The sequence below is a fragment of the Bradyrhizobium genosp. P genome (genome assembly GCF_049949265.1).
In the GTDB taxonomy this organism is placed as follows: domain Bacteria; phylum Pseudomonadota; class Alphaproteobacteria; order Rhizobiales; family Xanthobacteraceae; genus Bradyrhizobium.
Genome location: NZ_CP188195.1, coordinates 3,059,864 through 3,076,157 on the forward strand (window position 1 = coordinate 3,059,864; position 16,294 = coordinate 3,076,157).

Here is a 16,294-nt window from a genome sequence, read left to right on the forward strand (position 1 = left end):
GCCTTTTGATGAGGCCGCCTCGCTCGAGCGAGAGCACCATTTGGTGAACCGAAGGCGGGGTGACGCGAAAATACTCTCGCATGTCGGGTTCCGCCGGGGGTCTGCGGTGCAGACGCGTATAGAGGTGGATGAAGGCGAGGTACTGCCCCTGTTTGGGCGTGAAGGCTTTTGCCGAAGGACTCACGCCGGCCATCCGATTCAGTTGTTCGTGCGTGCCTCGATCAAGGAGGCAGGCATGAATGTACGCTATCGGGTCGAACTCAGCCAAGTCGAGCGGACCGAACTCAAGGCGCTGCTTAGCGGCGGCAAGCATGCGTCCCGCAAGCTCAAGCGAGCACAGATTTTGCTGGCTGCCGATGCCGCGGCCGGCGACGAGGAGATCGCCAGGAGCGTTGGCGTGAGCGGCTCGACCGTGTACCGGACCAAGCGACGCTTCGTGGAAGGCAATCTGGAGCGGGCGCTGAGCGAAGAGCCGCGTCCCGGAGCGGAGCGCAAACTCACGGGCAAGGAAGAAGCCTTGCTGGTGGCGACCGCCTGTGCCAGCCCCCCAAAGGGCCGTGCCCGCTGGACGCTCAAGCTGCTGGCAGGTGCGATAGTCAATCTCACCGAACACGACAGCCTGTCGCACGAGACGGTTCGGCGACGCCTGGCGGAAAATGACCTCAAACCATGGCGCAAAGATATGTGGTGCATTCCGCAGGTCGATGGCGAATACGTCGCCCGCATGGAGGACGTGCTTGATCTCTATGCCGAGGTGCCCGATCCCAAGCGGCCGGTCGTGTGCTTCGACGAAAGTCCGGTGCAACTCATCGGCGAGGTCCCTCAGCCAATCCCGATGAAGCCGGGCCGGCTCGAACGTTACGATTACGAGTATCGTCGCAACGGGACGGTCAATCTCTTCGTTCTCCTCGACGTGCATCGTCCCTGGCGCAAGGTCAAACTTACAGAGCGACGAGCGGCAAAAGATTATGCCGAACGCGTACGTGACTTCGTCGACATCCATTATCCCGATGCCGAGACCATCCGGGTCGTGCAGGATAACTTATCGACCCACTCCGCCGGCGCCCTGTATCAGACCTTTCCGCCCGCCGAAGCCAGACGGATCTTGCGGCGGATCGAGTTCCACTTCACTCCCAAGCACGCAAGCTGGCTCAACATGGTTGAGATCGAGATCGGCGTCTTGCGGGGACAGTGCCTCGCTCGCAGGATCGACGACCCCAAGCGACTGCGCCGCGAAATCACCGCTTGGGAACGGCAGAGAAATGCTGCACGCTCCCGCATCAAATGGATGTTCACGACAGAAAAAGCCCGCGCAAAAATGGGCCGAGCCTACCCAGACGCTTCCAAAGAGTTATAATCACTGTACTAGGCTATCGGCAGGCGGGAGAAATCTTATCGACATAAACAGGGTCCGCCTGTACCTGAACTGTGCAGGTATAAACGTATTGGGGGCAGTTGAATGGAGCGCAGTGATTGTTGATGTGCTCACCTGAGCCTGTCGATTGGAAACTACCTCCAGGAAATTCTCCCCGAAGTGCGCCAATCAAGTTATTGCACCACTCTGATTGGTTGTGCCCGCCCCCCATTTCTGGAGAGTCTCTTGTAACCGCGAGCGTCCGGCCATACTTTTCAACGCCATGGCTTGGATCTCGACATGATCGCTTGTTAGGATCGGGATTTATAGTGATTGGGCTGTTGTTATTGTCACGACCAATTACAACGCCGCCCTGCGCGATCGTCGAAGAGGGTGAATTCTGGCCCTCTACAATAACGAGGTTCGGAGTGTACAAGAACGTTAGAACGAAGAGAGCGAGTGCACCCCCGGCACGGATTGCCAAGCCAGTACCTGACCATCCGACCTCCAAGAAGCCCGGTATCGTCGCTCCCAAAAGAGCGGTGCTAAAGCTGAGCAGCACACGCATCACCAGGAACAGTCTGGGATCGGCGATTGGCTCGTTGCGGACGAGCAGATATACCCCTAAGCAGACGACTACCAGCGCGGCGCATGTCGCCACTATGCGGTCGAATTGAGGACGTTCTGTTTTTTTTGACCTCGCCATTGTCGTTCGTCCTCGGACTCGCAATACGTCCTAGGAAACACGTTCAGGTCGACTGTTTTCCGTTGCTGATGATTTCTTGCCAAATCGCGAAATCAGAGCTGCCGATCAGCTGCGGCTGAGGCCCCGCGGCGGACATAGATAATTTTCCAATAGTGCACGAAAGTTTTCGTCATGCAACCCAGGGGGGCGGCGTTTATTTACTTTGTCATAATCGTTCCGAGTGCCCCTCGCATCCCTCGTGACCTAGGAAGTTATCAAGCGTCGGATGTCTGTTCGGGAAATAGGCTGGGCATCCAGCGGGAGGCGAGGGCGGTCGGAAGTGCTGCGCGGCCGTCCGTTTCATCCCCGGCGGATATACGCCGAAGAATGACAACAGTGGTGGAACTCTTTCCCTGACCGATGGCGTCCACATGGCTGATATCGGCTTGCTCGGGCAATTTGGTATCGTCTTTTGCGACATCCAGCTACGGGCACGGCGGAACGCTAGTCGCCGTTCAGCCTCCGGACCAGCAGCAAATTGTGGCCTCAGCTCACGCATAACCCCTTTTGCGGGTCCTGAAAGTTCTTGGGGTGCCTTAACGATATCGTCTCCTCAAATACTACCACGAATTTCGTTGCGACGTTCTGTCATCGTGCGACGAACGCCCATCTTCGGCCGGATAAGTCCAGTGGTGCGACCGGTAAGTCATTGATTGTTCTCAATCCGAGGTTGACTCTTAATCAGCGGGTCCCAGGTTCGAGCCCTGGTGCGCCCACCAAGCTTCTCAATAGCTTTGGGACCTTTCGAGAGAGCCATTCCGACAGGCGGTCGTGGCTGTTCCGGCAAACCGGCTGGTTTTGTTTGCCGCGAAGATCAGAAATGCCGCTCTAGGGTGGCGATTTCATGTCGCGAACGATATCGAAGCGAAGGCCTGACCGCCCGGAGCTTTGCTTTGTCCTGACTTGCGCGCCAGCCAAAGAAAGACGGAGCCATCGGAAGAGCGCGTGTAGCGAAAGAAGCGGTCCACTTGGACGCGTGATCTCGGGACGGCGTGGTCGATCACCCGGGCGTCGAGATCGCCCTGCAATCGAGTCTCTACGGCCCACGCCATCGCCGCCATGTCGTCGCGCAGGAAACGGACCTTTTCGATAGCGGCCGCATCACTGACCACGCCGAGCGTTGGTGCCATCAGAATGAATCCGATCGAACGCCGTCTCCAGAGATTTTGTACATCGACCATGGCGTTTCACCTGGATTGACCTCGGTTTGCTCGGCTGGCCGGATCAAGGTGCGAACACCGAACGTGTCGGTCACCACGGGCGTGGTCACGCGCGTCAGCGTCCCGCGCGGTGAAGCGGTGGAGGTTCCGATTGTGACCGGCACGGGCACGCTGAACCCGGTAACCCAGAAGCGCGTTGAGGCTGGTCGCTCGGAGCATTCGATCGATCGCCGATGGATGACGTCCTTCCTCCAGCGGACCCCCTTCGCTGGCGTTGTTCAGCGCTGCACCAGTACCGCGCCTAACGCGCGGTCTTCATCGATACGTCAAAGATCTTGCCACTCATGAGGAGGGCGATCTCGGTCGCGGGCAGCGGCTTCTGGCATTCGGACAACGGATTGAGCCAGAAATTGGAGTCAGGCAACATCTCGAACAGATTGCGCGCGGCGGCGCCAAGGCACACTTCGGGCTCCTTGATATAGTCGTAGATTCGCTTCTTCGATGTAAAGGCGGGGTGCCATCTCATGTTCTGGAAGCCGACTGTCGCAACATTGATCTCTTCTTGAAATTTAAGCGAACGGCGGCGTCCAGGCTTCATGGGCGCTTCCGGTGTCAGAACATAAATTTCGGTCTCCAGCAGTGCGCGATAGAATGCCGGAATAATGCCGGAATCCCTTCCCGCGGCTTGCATAAGGGCTTCGAGACTGTTCTCCGGTTCAAACATGGCAACCCTCCCAATTGAACGCGACGAGGAACTCGACGTCGGCGCCTTCAGTTAAAGCCAGATCGCGCCGTCGTCCCGGAGCCCTCGCCTCGGTTGGCTAATCTTGCTTGCCGCGCAGGGCGCGATAGATCGTATTGCGCGAAACGCCGAGGCGGCGTGCGGTCTTGCTGATGTTGTTGCCGGTTTCCGCATACGCGGTCAGCACATGCGAGCGCTGAATCTCGTGCAAATTGGCCTTGAGTCCGCCGCTGCCCGCCACCCTGCCAGCCAGGCGCTCGCCGCCCAAATGCACAAGAGCCGATTCGATCGAGGTCTCGTCGATCAAATCTCTCGGCTCGGTCAGGGACAATCGGGAAAGAACGTTGCGCAATTCGCGGATGTTTCCGTCCCAATCCAGTTCGGCCAGGCGATCGATCGCGCCTTCGGTGAGATCCATCAAGGGATCGATCTTCTGGATCAAGTGGCGGGCGATTTCGGCGAAATCGGACCGCTCGCGCAACGGCGGCAACGTCACCTCCAGCGTGTTGAGGCGAAACAGCAGGTCCGATCGGAACCGGCCCTTGGCGATTGAGTCGTCGAGATTGGCATTGGTGGCAGACACCAGGAGAACGTCGACCTGACGTTTGGTGCCACCGACCGGACGGACGGTCCAATCGTCGAGAAAGCGCAGCAGCACGGCCTGCAGCGTCACCGGCATGTCGCCGATCTCGTCGAGGAAGAGCGTGCCGCCGTCCGCTTCCTTGAACAGTCCCCCAGCCCCGCCCTTCTTGGCTCCGGTAAAAGCGCCTTCGGCGTAGCCGAACAACTCTGCCTCGATCAGGCTGTCGGGAAGCGCCGCGCAATTGACGGGGACGAAGGGGCCGGCCCGTCCACTGGCCGCATGGGCATGGCGGGCGAGTTGTTCCTTGCCGGTGCCGGTTTCGCCGCGGATGAGGATCGGCATCTTCCGGACGGCCGCGATGCCCACCTGCTGGACAACGGTTGCGATCGCCGGATCGGCGGAGACGAACTGGGTGGGGACGTCCTTGGGTGCCGGCGGCCGGGGCCGCGAGACGGCCTGGATCATCGAGAACTGACGCGCGTTCTCGATTGTCGCGATGAACTGGCTGCCGACCTCGTCCTCGAGGCGCTGACGTTCCTTGCGCCGGCCCTCATCGACAAAGGCGTTGAATTTCGTACGAAAGACGTCGGCGAAGCGGCGCCCCGGCGATGCCGGCAAGCCATGCAGCAGGACGCTTGCGGCCCGGTTTGCCGCCAGGATCCGGCCCTCGTTGTCGACGGCCAGCAGGCCCGCGCTCAACGTGTGCAGATATTCGCCGCGGTTATGGAACGCGATCAGAATATTTCCGCGGTGATGTTCGCGGAACAGGCCGTTCTCGATCTGGGTTGCCGCCATCGCGACGAGCGCCTGGGTGTGAGCCTGCCGCGACATGCAATCCGATGACGCATCCAGTATTCCGGCCAGTTCGCCATCGGGCGCGAAGATCGGTGCTGCGATGCAGGTGAGATTGTTGTAGCGCGAGAAAAAATGGTCGCGCCCGTGAACCACGATGGCGCGCTTGAGATAGGCGGCGGTGCCAAGGCCGTTGGTGCCGCAGATGGCCTCGGTCCAGACGGTGCCGGGCCGAATGCTCGCCGCGTTCGAGGCGTCGCTGAAGCTCGAGTCGGAGATGATGTCGAGCAGCAGGCCGTCGGCGTTGGCAAAGGCGATCATGAAATTGGAGCCGGCAATCTGCTGATGCAGCGTGTGCATCTCCGCGAGTGCGAGGCCGCGAATGAGCGAACAGCGCTGCTGCTCCTGACGCAGGATTGCGGCGTTCACGAACTCCGGTGAAGGCGGACGCAAGGTGTCGAGGCCAAGCGAAATACAGCGCATCCAGCTGTCATAGATATCGGCCGACAGAAGTTCTGCCGGTGGCGCTCCGCGCTGCTCGAGCGTCATCAACGCACTGTCCAGGCGCCGGCTGGCGGTCAGCATCATTGCTCCTCCTGAAATCGCTGTCTGCGATTTCCTCTTGGTCGCCGCCCGGTTTCGGGCGTTGTCGCGCGCCCGCGATTTTCACAATCATAGATCAAACAATCAAAAATCCAAATTTTCACCCACGCGCTGTTAGCGCCGCCAAACTGTTCCGTCTCGGAACAATCCGTCGCGAAGTCTGCTCCGAGGCGGATCGGCGCGAGCACTGTCGAAATTGCAAGAACGATAGAAAGATCAGGCTGTTGTGTGCTTGGCACAGGCCTTGCTCACTTCTTCAGCGGGATGGCGATCGCGTCTTGCCGGCAGAATAAAAAATTTCCAAGGGGAGGATCACTCAATGAAAGCTGCGGTGCTTCACGAGTTCGACGAAAAATTGACGGCGAAGGAGTTCGTCAGATTCCAGGACGTGACTGACCCAAAGATTTCGCGCCCAATGGACGTGATCGTGCGCATCGGCGGTGCCGGCGTCTGCCGCACCGATCTGCATATCGTCGAAGGCATCTGGCGCAGCAAGGTTGAGGTCAAACTTCCCTATATCATGGGTCACGAGAATGCCGGTTGGGTCGAAGCGATCGGGCCGGGGGTCGAAGGCGTCAAGGTCGGCGATAGCGTGATCTGCCATCCGCTGGTGACCAGTGGGCATTGTCTCGCATGCCGGCGCGGCGACGACATGCATGCGTTGGACAGCTCATTTCCCGGCATCAATGCCAATGGCGGCTATGCACAGTATTTGCTGACGGGACAGCGCTCCCTCATCAAGCTGCCGAAGTCGCTCGCGCCGAAGGATGTCGCTCCCTACACCGACGCCGGCCTGACGGCCTATCGCGCCGCCAAGAAGGCGTCCCGTCATCTGTTGCCCGGTGAGTATGTCGCCGTGATCGGCGCCGGCGGGCTGGGCCATATCGGCATCCAGGTTCTCGCAGCACTTTGCGCGGCGGAGATCATCGTGATCGATCGCGCCGAAAAGTCGCTCGAACTCGCCAAGAAGTGCGGCGCGCATCATCTCGTGAAGGCGGATGGCAACGAAGTCGAGGCGGTGTTGGCGCTGACCGGCGGCCGTGGCGCAGAGGCCGTGATCGATTTTGTCGGCGAAGGCGACGCCATCGCCAAGGGCCTGTCGATGACGGCGAACGGCGGCTACTACTACATCGTCGGTTATGGCGGAAAGATCGACATCCCGACCATCGACATGATCACGTCGGAAAAGACCATCGTCGGCAACCTGGTCGGTACCTACGCCGAGCTGGTCGAGCTGATGGCGCTCGCCGATCGCGGCCTCGTCGAACTCCATACCAAGGAATACCGGCTCAGCGAGGCCAACGACGCGCTTCATGATCTGCATCATGGGCGCATCCATGGCCGCGCGGTCCTGATCCCGTAAGGCATGTGCCGCGAAATGCCCAGCTTCAGTCCGGACCATCGAACGAGAGTGGCGCGAGTGACAAACGACAGCCCGCGCGGGCCACAGATCACCGTCGAGCAAGCTGCTGAATTGCAGCGTGCCCGCGATCGGATGAATGCCCGCGACAGGCTGATCGACGAGATGGTCGACAACAGCGAGCTGCAGATCAGGAATGAGCATGCGCGCGGCGGCGCCGAAATTGAGCTCGCGTGCGCCCTGCGCGACGCAGCGAGCGCCGGTGCCGGAAGCGAGGCGCATGCCGAATTGGGGCGAGCGACCGCGCGTCTGGAGATGCTCCGGGAGCAGCATCGGCGTCTGGTGGCGGAGCGGGAATGGCTCAACACATCCTTGCTTGAAATTGAAACCGGCCCTTCGTCCGGCGAACACCAGCGTTCGGGGCATGCATGATGAGCAAGAGCAAGGCGACAACGAAGATTGCGTCTGAGGGGCAGCAGCGAGCGCCGTCTCCGCAATCGGACATGAGTGACGAAGAGAGGTCGAAAGATGCCTTCTTCGTTCAGCTTGCCGAGATCACGGAAGCCATGATCGCCGGCCACGGCAAGGATTTCGCAATCGGTGCGTTGGTCCTCTCGGCGAAGTTCGTCGCCGAAGGCAAGCCTCTCATCAAACGGACCAACGGAGGTGGCGAGACCGTCAGCGTCGAGAAACCGAGCTGACGGGAGACAATGAGTTAGCAGATCAGGAATCCATTTAACGAAATCAAAGTGTGTTTTGCAGCCGAGAATTTCAAAGACTGCGATCCAGGAGTTTCGACCTGGAACTGACGCGAGAATGCCAAGGATAACGCAACGTTCAAAGGAGCTGGAAATGACTGCAAGTCTGACACTGAACAAGATCACCGCCCAGAAAGGAATCAGCATCGCTGAGGCGGCAAACCGTGTCGCGGATCTTGGCTGGACGCCAAGCTACGTGCAGGAGGCTATGACCTTCCCGACCGACTACAAGATATCGAAGACGCCGCGTGACCCGATGAAGCAGGTCCTGCGGTCGTATTTCCCGATGCAGGAAGAGAAGGACAACCGCGTCTACGGTGCGCTCGACGCGGCGTTGCGCGGCGACATGTTCCGCAACGTCGAGCCGCGATGGGTCGAGTGGATGAAGCTGTTCCTGGCGATCATCCCGTTCCCGGAGATCTCGGCAGCGCGCTCGATGGCGATGGTCGGACGGCTGGCCCCCGGCGAGGAACTGCGCACCGGGTTCACGATGCAGATGGTCGACGAGTTCCGTCACTCGACGATCCAGATGAACCTCAAGAAGTGGTACATGGAGAATTATATCGATCCCGCAGGGTTCGATATCACCGAAGCCGCGTTCGGCAAGTGCTATGCGACCACGATCGGCCGCCAGTTCGCCGAGGGCTTCCTGACCGGCGACGCAATCACCGCAGCCAACGTCTACCTGACGGTCGTCGCCGAGACGGCCTTCACCAACACCTTGTTCGTGGCGATGCCGTCGGAAGCGGCGCGCAACGGCGACTATGCGTTGCCGACCGTGTTCCTGTCGGTTCAGTCGGACGAATCCCGCCACATCGGCAACGGTCACTCGATGCTGATGGCGATGATCAACGATCCGTCGAACCACCAGTTGCTTGAGCGCGACCTGAAGTACGCGTTCTGGCAGAATCACGCGATTGTCGATGCTGCGATCGGGACGTTCATCGAGTACGGCACGACCAACCGCGACAAGAACAAGGAGTCCTACGCCGAGCTCTGGCATCGCTGGATCTACGAGGACTATTACCGGACCTACATGCTGCCGCTCGAGAAATACGGCATCAAGATCCATCACGACGACGTCGCTGCCGCCTGGGACCGGATCGTCAAGAAGAACTACGTCCACAAGACCGCGCAATTCTTTACGGTCGGCTGGTCGGTGAACTTCTGGCGCATCGAAGCTCAGACCGAAAAGGACTTCGAGTGGTTCGAGCACAAATATCCGGGCTGGTACGCCGAATTCGGCGACTTCTGGAAGTGGCACGCCAAGCTCAGCGTACCCGGCGAGACCAATATCCTCTTCAACAGCGAGGTGGGCTATGTGTACCCGCACCGGTGCTGGAGCTGCATGGTCCCGTGCCTGATTCGCGAAGACTTCGTCTGCGACGAGGTCGACGGCAAGATGTACACCTACTGCTCGGAAGGCTGCCGTTGGACCCACAAGGTGGCATTCGCCGCCGAATACGAGGGTCGGGCGACGCCGGCGATGGGCCGCTTCAGCGGTCGCCGTGAATGGGAAGACTGCTATCACGGCTGGGATGTCGCCGATGCGATCAAGGATCTTGGTTTTGTCCGTCCTGACGGCAAGACCATGATCGCGCAGCCGCATCTGCGCTTCGACTCCAAGGACATGTGGACGCTCGATCACGTGCGCGGACACACGCTTGGCAGTCCGTTGCGCGGCTTCAGGGCGTTGTCGCCGATCGAGCGAGAGGTCGCTACCGCCGAATACCGCAAGGGCTTCAAGATCAATCCCTGCAACTAGCAATGACGACGGGAGGGGCCGCTTTCGGCGGCCCCTCTTGCCGGGATCGGCAAGCGAGTTGCCCGATCGTTCTATTCAACTGCGATGACGAAGGCTGGGATGATGACCGACGTGCGGGTTCACAAGGTTCGTTTCGAGCCAGTGGGTATCGAGATGGAAGTGGAAGAGGGCGAGACCGTCCTTGACGCGGCGTTTCGTCAGGGCATCTCGCTGATGCACGGCTGCAAGGAAGGCCAGTGCGGTAGCTGCAAATCGAAGCTGGTCGATGGCGACATCGAGCTGCTGAAATATTCGACCTTCGCGCTGCCGGATTACGAGAGCGAGACCGGCCATGTCCTGCTGTGCCGGACGCATGTCTACAGCGATATCAGCGTCGAGCTGCTCAACTACGACGAGGACCTGCTCAGCCGCTCGATTGCGGTGAAGGCATTTGCCGGGCGTGTAGCTGGGGTCAGCGCGCTGACACCCGACATCAGGTTGCTGGAGATCGAGATCGAGAAGCCGTTGAAGTTCTGGGCCGGCCAGTATGTCGATCTGACGCTTCAGGATGGCACCATCACCCGCGCCTTCTCGATGGCGAACCCGCCGGGCGAGAACACCAATCTCCGCTTCATCATCAAGAAATATCCGAACGGGGCGTTTTCGTCCCAGCTCGACGGGAAATTGGCCGTCGGCGATTCCGTGACCGCCAAGGGACCATACGGCACCTGCTTCCGGCGCGAAGAGCGGCCGGGTCCGATGCTGCTGATCGGCGGCGGTTCGGGCATGTCGCCGCTGTGGTCGATCCTGGCTGATCATATCGGGAGCGGAGAGCAACGGCCGGTGCGGTTCTTCTACGGAGCCCGCACCCGCGCCGACCTGTTCTATCTCGAAGAGCTTGCGGTCATCGCGGAACAACTCAATGACTTCAAATTCGTACCGGCGTTGTCACACGCGGACGCGGGCGACAGCTGGGATGGCGAGACCGGGTTGATCCACGAGGTCGTGCTGCGGCATCTGCGCGAGGAAAAATTGAGCGGCGCCATCGACGCCTACGCATGCGGGCCGACTCCGATGATCGACGCTGTGTTGCCCGTCCTGCAAATGAACGGCGTCGAGCCGGACCACATCTATTTCGACAAGTTTACGCCGGCGGTGCGATGACGGCGTTCAAAGTTCGTCGCAGAACAGAATGGCAAAAAGGGAGTGAGCAATGAGCGCACAAACGAGCAGAGCAGCAGCGACCAAGCCCGCAGTCATCGTCAAGTCCGGGGCGGCCGGGGCAGCGGTATTTCCCGGCTCCGACAGCCGCAAGTACAACTACTTCGAACCCAAGGGGCGCAAGGCGACCCACTACGAAGACATGACGGTCGACGTCCAGCCGGATCCCGAGCGCTATCTGCTGCAGGACTGGATCATCTCCTTCCCTGACGGAACGCCGACCTATTCCAAGGACTGGACCGCGGCGAAAAGCTCGAACTGGCACAAATTCCGCGCCGTCGATCAGGAATGGGAGCGCACGCATTATCAGCGCCAGTCGACGATCTGCGGCATGGTGCAGAACACCATCGAAAACGGCCGGAAATCCGGTGCGCCGACTCGCTTCGATCCCGCCTGGGTGAAGATCCTGCAGAACCATCTCGGCGCTTACAAGCACGCGGAATTCGGTCTCGGCACCTCGACGATGCAGGCACAGCGTTACGGCTACACGCAGATGGTCAACAATGCGATCCTGACCAACTCGTCCTACAAGCTCCGCTTCGCGCAGGATCTCACGCTCTATCTGAGCGAAATCGGTCTCGACCTTCCGGGCTTCGACATTGCCGCCGGCAAGCAGCACTGGCTGGAAGATCCGATCTGGCAGGGCGTGCGCAAGTCGGTTGAATCGGTGATGGGTTCAAACGACTATCTGGAGCAGTATTTTGCGACCAACGTGGTGTTCGAACCGCTGATTGGCGAACTGTTCCGCTCCGGTTTCCTGATGCAGGCGGCGTCGGCGCAGAACGATTTCATCACGCCGGCCGTCGTCTCCGCTGCGGAGGCCGACTATGAACGCAATCTCGCCAATACCGTCGAGCTGTTCCACATCCTCGGCACCGATCCGACCTTCGGGACGCAGAATCTCGCGCTGTTCAACAAGTGGTTGGTCAAGCATGGCGATCTCGCGCTCGATGCGGCCAATCATCTGCAGCCGATCTGGTCGCAGCCACGTGTCAAGGTCGCGGCCTTCGCCGATGCCATGGCGCACGCAAAGAACCGCATCAGGGGTATCGCTTCCGAACTCGGCCTGACGGTGCCGGCAACTCTGGCGTCGTAACCGACATCGCTTCACGTCCTTCACACTCAATCCTTCAGGAGATCGACATGCTGCACGAGAATGACAACATCTTCAAATCGATGAAAGACATCACGTTCGAGGACACGGTGTCGCATCAATGCGGAGTAACCATGAACGATAGCGTCGAGGCGCGCGCTATCGCCGAGGTCATGAGCCGTCATGAACACATCAGGGTGACCTACATGCCGGCGATGATCCGCATCGACGGCGACGGCAAGATGGAATTCAAGATGGATGAGATTTCGGAGGAACTCGGCCGGGTCATGACCCCGCATCTCTTCGAGATTTCAACCTCGACGCACTACGGCCGCATGGTCATGACCGATGACAACACCGTCATGCTGTTCGGCGACATGAACGAGATGATGAAATACATCGTCTGACCGGACGTCTGCGGACAAGTCCCGGCCGGCGCAAAGCCGGCCGGGCGCATTCGACGACATCAATCGCGCGCCTCATAGCAACACGCAATCCAGCGGGACCAGGAGAAACGCCATGTACAGGACAGCCAAGGGTGAAGAGATTTTTGTCATCGATGGGCACACGCATTTCTGGGATGGTAGCCCGGCCAACCAGAAGAACATCCACGGCAAGCAGTTCATCGAATGCTTCTACGCCTATCATTCGAATCTGAGTCCCCCGTCGGAGAAGTGGCCGCTGGAGAAGTTCGAGAAGTACGACGCCAAGACGATGTTCGACGATTTGTTCGTCACCGGCTACGACGACATGGCGATTCTGCAGCCGACCTATCTCACCGACTTCTACAAGAACGGCTTCAACACGACCGAACGAAATTCGGCAATGAAGAAGAGCCATCCGGACCGCTTCATCCTCAATGGCGCTTTCGATCCGCGTGACGGCACCAAGGGCATTGAGGATCTTCATGCACTGTCCGAGAAGCACAAGCTTAAGGGCGTCAAGCTCTACACCGCGGAGTGGCGCGGCGAATCCAAGGGCTACAAGCTCACCGACAAGGCGTCCTATAAATATCTCGAGGCGGCGCAAAAGCTCGGGATCAAGAACGTTCACGTCCATAAGGGGCCGACGATCATCCCGTTGAATCGGGACGCGTTCGATGTGGCCGACATCGATGACGTCGCGACTTCGTTCCAGGATCTGAACTTCATCGTCGAGCATTGCGGCCTGCCGCGTCTCGACGATTTCTGCTGGATCGCCACCCAGGAAACCAACGTCTACGCCGGTCTCGCGGTGGCGTTGCCCTTCATCCATTCGCGGCCGGGGTATTTCGCCCACGTGATTTCCGAGCTGCTGTTCTGGGTCGGACCCGACAAGATCCTCTACGGCAGCGATTACGGCATCTGGACGCCGAAATGGCTGATCGACAAGTTCATGGCATTCGAAATTCCAGCCGATGTCACCAAGGAGACCGGCTCGGTGTTGTCGATGGAAGCCAAGACCAAGATCCTCGGCCTCAATGCCGCGCGCATCTACGGCATCGATGTCGAAGCGCAGAAGAGGAAGATCCGGGCGGGCGGCGGTTATGCCCATTTGCCCGAAGCTGTGCACGCACCGAGGTGACGGTCATGAATGGTGGTGGTGCGGGGGCGGTTCGGCCGAACCGCCTGTCGTCCAACGACAAGCAGGCCCAGATTTGGGCCTGCCTGCAAGGCGTGATGGACCCGGAGCTCGACGAATCCGTCACCGATCTGAATTTCGTGACCAGGGCCGATGTGGACGCCAAGGACCGGGTCCACATCGAGTTCCGCTTGCCGACCTATTGGTGCGCCGCGAACTTTTCGTTCCTGATGGCGGACGACATGCGCCAGGCGGTCAGCGCCTTGGACTGGGTCAAGGGCGTCAGCGTGGTCTTGGGCGAGCACATGTATGCCGACAAGATCAATGCCGGTCTTGCCGAGGGGCGCTCGTTCCAGGAGACGTTCGGCGCGGAGGCCGATGGTAGCGTGGATGATTTGCGGCAGACATTCCTCGTCAAGGCATTCCAGCGCCGGCAGGTTGCGCTGCTCAATCATCTCGTCGCGCTGGGACAGTCTGCCGGTGAGATCGTCAGCCTGACATTGGCAGAGCTCGCCTGCCTGCCGCTCGACGATGCCGGTGAGAAGCTGGTTCAGCGTTATCTCGAGCGACGCGCCGTTGTCGGCCCGGCGAGTGCCGATGCGCCGGCCTTTGTTGATGCAACGGGAGCGCGGCTGAAGGCCGACGGCCTTGCCGGCTACGTTTCGAGCCTGCGGCGCGTCGGCATCAATGCGGAGTTCAACGGCGCGCTGTGCCGCGGCCTGCTGGCCGCGCGCTTCGACCTCGAAACACCGTTCATACCGAAATCGAAAACGCTGCCGGCGTCGCCGGGCACGTAGCACGTGCCACGACGGCGGTGCGGAGCACCTAGACCAAGTCCAGACCAGGCGACCCTCAAGGCAAAAATCGGGGATATCCAATGCCGAAGATCATGCTGCACGATGAAGATGCAAGGGCTGCGCTGGGCAGGGGCGTCGCCAAGCTCGCCAAGGCGGTACGGGGGACCCTGGGGCCAAAGGGCATGAACGCGATCATGGATCGGCCGATCGGCACGCCGATCGTGTCGCGCGATGGCGTCAGCATCGCCAGCGAGATCGAGCTCGAATGCCCGTTTGAGAATATGGGCGCGCAGGTGCTGCGGGAAGTTTCTGCGCGGACCAACGAGGTGGCGGGCGACGGCACTACCACGGCCACCGTGCTCGCCGACGTCCTTGTCCAAGACGGCCTGAAATGTCTCGCGGCCGGCGCCAATCCGGTCGAGCTGGTTGAAGGGCTGGAGCTGGCGGTCACCGAAACCATCGCTGCACTGAGGCGTTCGGCAAAGCCGCTGCAGGGCGCGAGCGGTCTGCGTGCCGTTGCGAGCATTGCCGCCAACGACGCGGCGCTTGGCGACATGGTGGCCGAGGCCTTCGAGCGGGCCGGCAATCACGGCATCGTCGCCGTTGAGTATGGCAGCACGGTCGAGACGACGCTGGAAATCGTTGAGGGCATGGCCTTCGATCGCGGCTATCTCTCGCATCACATGGTGACCGATGTCGAGAAGATGCAGGTGGTTCTCGACAATCCGTTCATCCTCATGACCGATATCAAGATCGAGACCGGGGAGCAGCTGGCTGGTGTGATCTCGCTGATCGAGAGGAGCGGGCGACCCTTGTTGATCATCGCCGAGGAAGTGGCGCCATCGGTGATCATGCAACTGCTCGCGCGTCGGGAAAAAGGCGGCTTCAAGGTCGCCGCGATCCATCCGCCGGAGTTCGGCCATTGGCGCAAGGCAATGCTCGAGGACATTGCGATCACGACCGGAGGCCGCGTCATCTCGGTTGATCTTGGCGGCCGGCTCGAAAAGGCCGAGCTGCACGACCTCGGGTCCGCGCGCCAGGTGCGTATTTCTGCCTCGAAGACCCTGATCACGGCGGGCGGTGGCGATCAAAAGACCATCGCCGCGCGACGCGAGCAAGTGTTGCGCCAATACGATGCCGCCCCTGAAAATATCGAGCGGGACAAATTCCAGGAGCGGATCGCAAAATTGTCGGGCGGCACGGCGATGATTCTCGCGGGCGGGGCGACGCCGGTCGAGCAGAAGCGCCGAACCCAGTTGATCGAGGATGCGATCAACGCGACCCGCGCGGCGATCGAAGAGGGCATCGTGCCGGGCGGTGGACTGGCCTTGCTCAGAACCGCTGGAAAACTAGACGAGTTGACCGGTCGTCTGGGCGGTAGCGCGAAGCAGGGCGCGGAACTGCTGCAACGCGCGCTCAGCCGTCCGCTTTTCTACATTGCAGCCAATGCCGGCCTGAACGGAGAGGCGGTGGTTGCGAAAATCGCCAAGGAGAGGAACGGTCACGGGCTCGACGCGCGCAATGGCAAGGCCGTCGATCTGGTCGAAGCCGGCATCATCGATCCGGTCAAGGTTTGCTATAGCGCGGTTCGCAATGCGGCATCGGTGGCCGGGCTGATCCTGACGACGCAAACGTTGATCGCCAAGAAGCCGGATGATTACGATCCGACCGCCGGACCAGCTCGCGGCGGCGGCGCCGAACTGCTCTGATGGAGGATCGTCGGTCTGAGTTGATCAGCTGGCGTTCGATTGCCACGCGCGCTGCGATATCCGCAGTACCGAC

Annotated in this window: 14 protein-coding genes; 11 read left to right on the forward strand and 3 right to left on the reverse strand. The window is 60.3% G+C overall.

Translation table 11 applies throughout. The features are described from left to right. Nucleotides 1–235: 235 nt before the first annotated feature. Nucleotides 236–1,357 carry an IS630 family transposase gene (locus tag ACP2YO_RS14740; RefSeq protein WP_426443192.1) on the forward strand — a complete coding sequence of 374 codons (1,122 nt, stop codon included), beginning with the start codon at nt 236–238 and terminating at the stop codon, nt 1,355–1,357. Between the two features lie 1,584 nt (nt 1,358–2,941). Here the strand turns inward: ACP2YO_RS14740 and ACP2YO_RS14745 are convergent. The 3 genes from ACP2YO_RS14745 to ACP2YO_RS14755 all read right to left on the reverse strand — a co-directional run bounded on the left by ACP2YO_RS14745 (nt 2,942) and on the right by ACP2YO_RS14755 (nt 5,961). After that, the gene (locus ACP2YO_RS14745) at nt 2,942–3,280 is read right to left on the reverse strand and encodes a hypothetical protein (RefSeq protein WP_426441481.1); all 339 of its coding nucleotides are present in this window, start codon (nt 3,278–3,280) and stop codon (nt 2,942–2,944) included. Nucleotides 3,281–3,560: 280 nt separating this feature from the next. Then, a complete protein-coding gene (locus ACP2YO_RS14750; RefSeq protein WP_426441482.1) occupies nt 3,561–3,983 on the reverse strand; it encodes an SseB family protein in 423 nt (140 codons plus the stop codon). A 97-nt stretch (nt 3,984–4,080) separates the two neighbouring features. Further along, complete coding sequence (locus ACP2YO_RS14755; protein WP_426441483.1) at nt 4,081–5,961, reverse strand: sigma-54-dependent Fis family transcriptional regulator; 1,881 nt, start codon at nt 5,959–5,961, stop codon at nt 4,081–4,083. A gap of 337 nt (nt 5,962–6,298) precedes the next feature. Here ACP2YO_RS14755 and ACP2YO_RS14760 point away from each other — a divergent pair, with 337 nt between their 5' ends. The 10 genes from ACP2YO_RS14760 (at nt 6,299) to groL (ending at nt 16,221) form a co-directional block, all read left to right on the forward strand. Further along, nucleotides 6,299–7,342 (forward strand): NAD(P)-dependent alcohol dehydrogenase, encoded by a 1,044-nt coding sequence (locus ACP2YO_RS14760; RefSeq protein ID WP_426441484.1) that lies wholly within the window; start codon nt 6,299–6,301, stop codon nt 7,340–7,342. A 57-nt stretch (nt 7,343–7,399) separates the two neighbouring features. Beyond that, on the forward strand, nt 7,400–7,771 hold the full coding sequence (locus ACP2YO_RS14765) for a hypothetical protein (protein ID WP_426441485.1): 372 nt from the start codon (nt 7,400–7,402) through the stop codon (nt 7,769–7,771). Between the two features lie 71 nt (nt 7,772–7,842). Beyond that, entirely contained in the window at nt 7,843–8,040 is a 198-nt protein-coding gene (locus tag ACP2YO_RS14770; protein WP_426441486.1) for a hypothetical protein, read from the forward strand. Between the two features lie 151 nt (nt 8,041–8,191). Continuing rightward, complete coding sequence (locus tag ACP2YO_RS14775; protein ID WP_426441487.1) at nt 8,192–9,862, forward strand: aromatic/alkene/methane monooxygenase hydroxylase/oxygenase subunit alpha; 1,671 nt, start codon at nt 8,192–8,194, stop codon at nt 9,860–9,862. A gap of 99 nt (nt 9,863–9,961) precedes the next feature. Further along, nucleotides 9,962–11,005 carry an FAD-binding oxidoreductase gene (locus ACP2YO_RS14780; protein ID WP_426441488.1) on the forward strand — a complete coding sequence of 348 codons (1,044 nt, stop codon included), beginning with the start codon at nt 9,962–9,964 and terminating at the stop codon, nt 11,003–11,005. Nucleotides 11,006–11,054: 49 nt separating this feature from the next. Beyond that, nucleotides 11,055–12,158 (forward strand): aromatic/alkene monooxygenase hydroxylase subunit beta, encoded by a 1,104-nt coding sequence (locus tag ACP2YO_RS14785; protein WP_426441489.1) that lies wholly within the window; start codon nt 11,055–11,057, stop codon nt 12,156–12,158. A gap of 47 nt (nt 12,159–12,205) precedes the next feature. Beyond that, on the forward strand, nt 12,206–12,562 hold the full coding sequence (locus ACP2YO_RS14790; protein ID WP_248879294.1) for an MmoB/DmpM family protein: 357 nt from the start codon (nt 12,206–12,208) through the stop codon (nt 12,560–12,562). 112 nt (nt 12,563–12,674) lie between these two features. Further along, nucleotides 12,675–13,718 (forward strand): amidohydrolase family protein, encoded by a 1,044-nt coding sequence (locus ACP2YO_RS14795; RefSeq protein ID WP_426441490.1) that lies wholly within the window; start codon nt 12,675–12,677, stop codon nt 13,716–13,718. 5 nt (nt 13,719–13,723) lie between these two features. Beyond that, entirely contained in the window at nt 13,724–14,512 is a 789-nt protein-coding gene (locus ACP2YO_RS14800; RefSeq protein ID WP_426441491.1) for a metal-sulfur cluster assembly factor, read from the forward strand. Between the two features lie 80 nt (nt 14,513–14,592). Beyond that, complete coding sequence (groL, locus tag ACP2YO_RS14805; RefSeq protein WP_426441492.1) at nt 14,593–16,221, forward strand: chaperonin GroEL; 1,629 nt, start codon at nt 14,593–14,595, stop codon at nt 16,219–16,221. The last annotated feature ends 73 nt before the right edge of the window (nt 16,222–16,294 follow it).

Coding starts and splice junctions, on each gene's coding strand:
- ACP2YO_RS14750 (WP_426441482.1), bottom strand. CDS start 3,983: ATGTTTGAACCGGAGAACAGTCTCGAAGCCCTTATGCAAGCCGCGGGA.
- ACP2YO_RS14785 (WP_426441489.1), top strand. CDS start 11,055: ATGAGCGCACAAACGAGCAGAGCAGCAGCGACCAAGCCCGCAGTCATC.
- ACP2YO_RS14795 (WP_426441490.1), top strand. CDS start 12,675: ATGTACAGGACAGCCAAGGGTGAAGAGATTTTTGTCATCGATGGGCAC.
- ACP2YO_RS14775 (WP_426441487.1), top strand. CDS start 8,192: ATGACTGCAAGTCTGACACTGAACAAGATCACCGCCCAGAAAGGAATC.
- ACP2YO_RS14780 (WP_426441488.1), top strand. CDS start 9,962: ATGATGACCGACGTGCGGGTTCACAAGGTTCGTTTCGAGCCAGTGGGT.
- ACP2YO_RS14745 (WP_426441481.1), bottom strand. CDS start 3,280: ATGGTCGATGTACAAAATCTCTGGAGACGGCGTTCGATCGGATTCATT.
- groL (WP_426441492.1), top strand. CDS start 14,593: ATGCCGAAGATCATGCTGCACGATGAAGATGCAAGGGCTGCGCTGGGC.
- ACP2YO_RS14790 (WP_248879294.1), top strand. CDS start 12,206: ATGCTGCACGAGAATGACAACATCTTCAAATCGATGAAAGACATCACG.
- ACP2YO_RS14740 (WP_426443192.1), top strand. CDS start 236: ATGAATGTACGCTATCGGGTCGAACTCAGCCAAGTCGAGCGGACCGAA.
- ACP2YO_RS14800 (WP_426441491.1), top strand. CDS start 13,724: ATGAATGGTGGTGGTGCGGGGGCGGTTCGGCCGAACCGCCTGTCGTCC.
- ACP2YO_RS14755 (WP_426441483.1), bottom strand. CDS start 5,961: ATGCTGACCGCCAGCCGGCGCCTGGACAGTGCGTTGATGACGCTCGAG.
- ACP2YO_RS14770 (WP_426441486.1), top strand. CDS start 7,843: ATGAGTGACGAAGAGAGGTCGAAAGATGCCTTCTTCGTTCAGCTTGCC.
- ACP2YO_RS14760 (WP_426441484.1), top strand. CDS start 6,299: ATGAAAGCTGCGGTGCTTCACGAGTTCGACGAAAAATTGACGGCGAAG.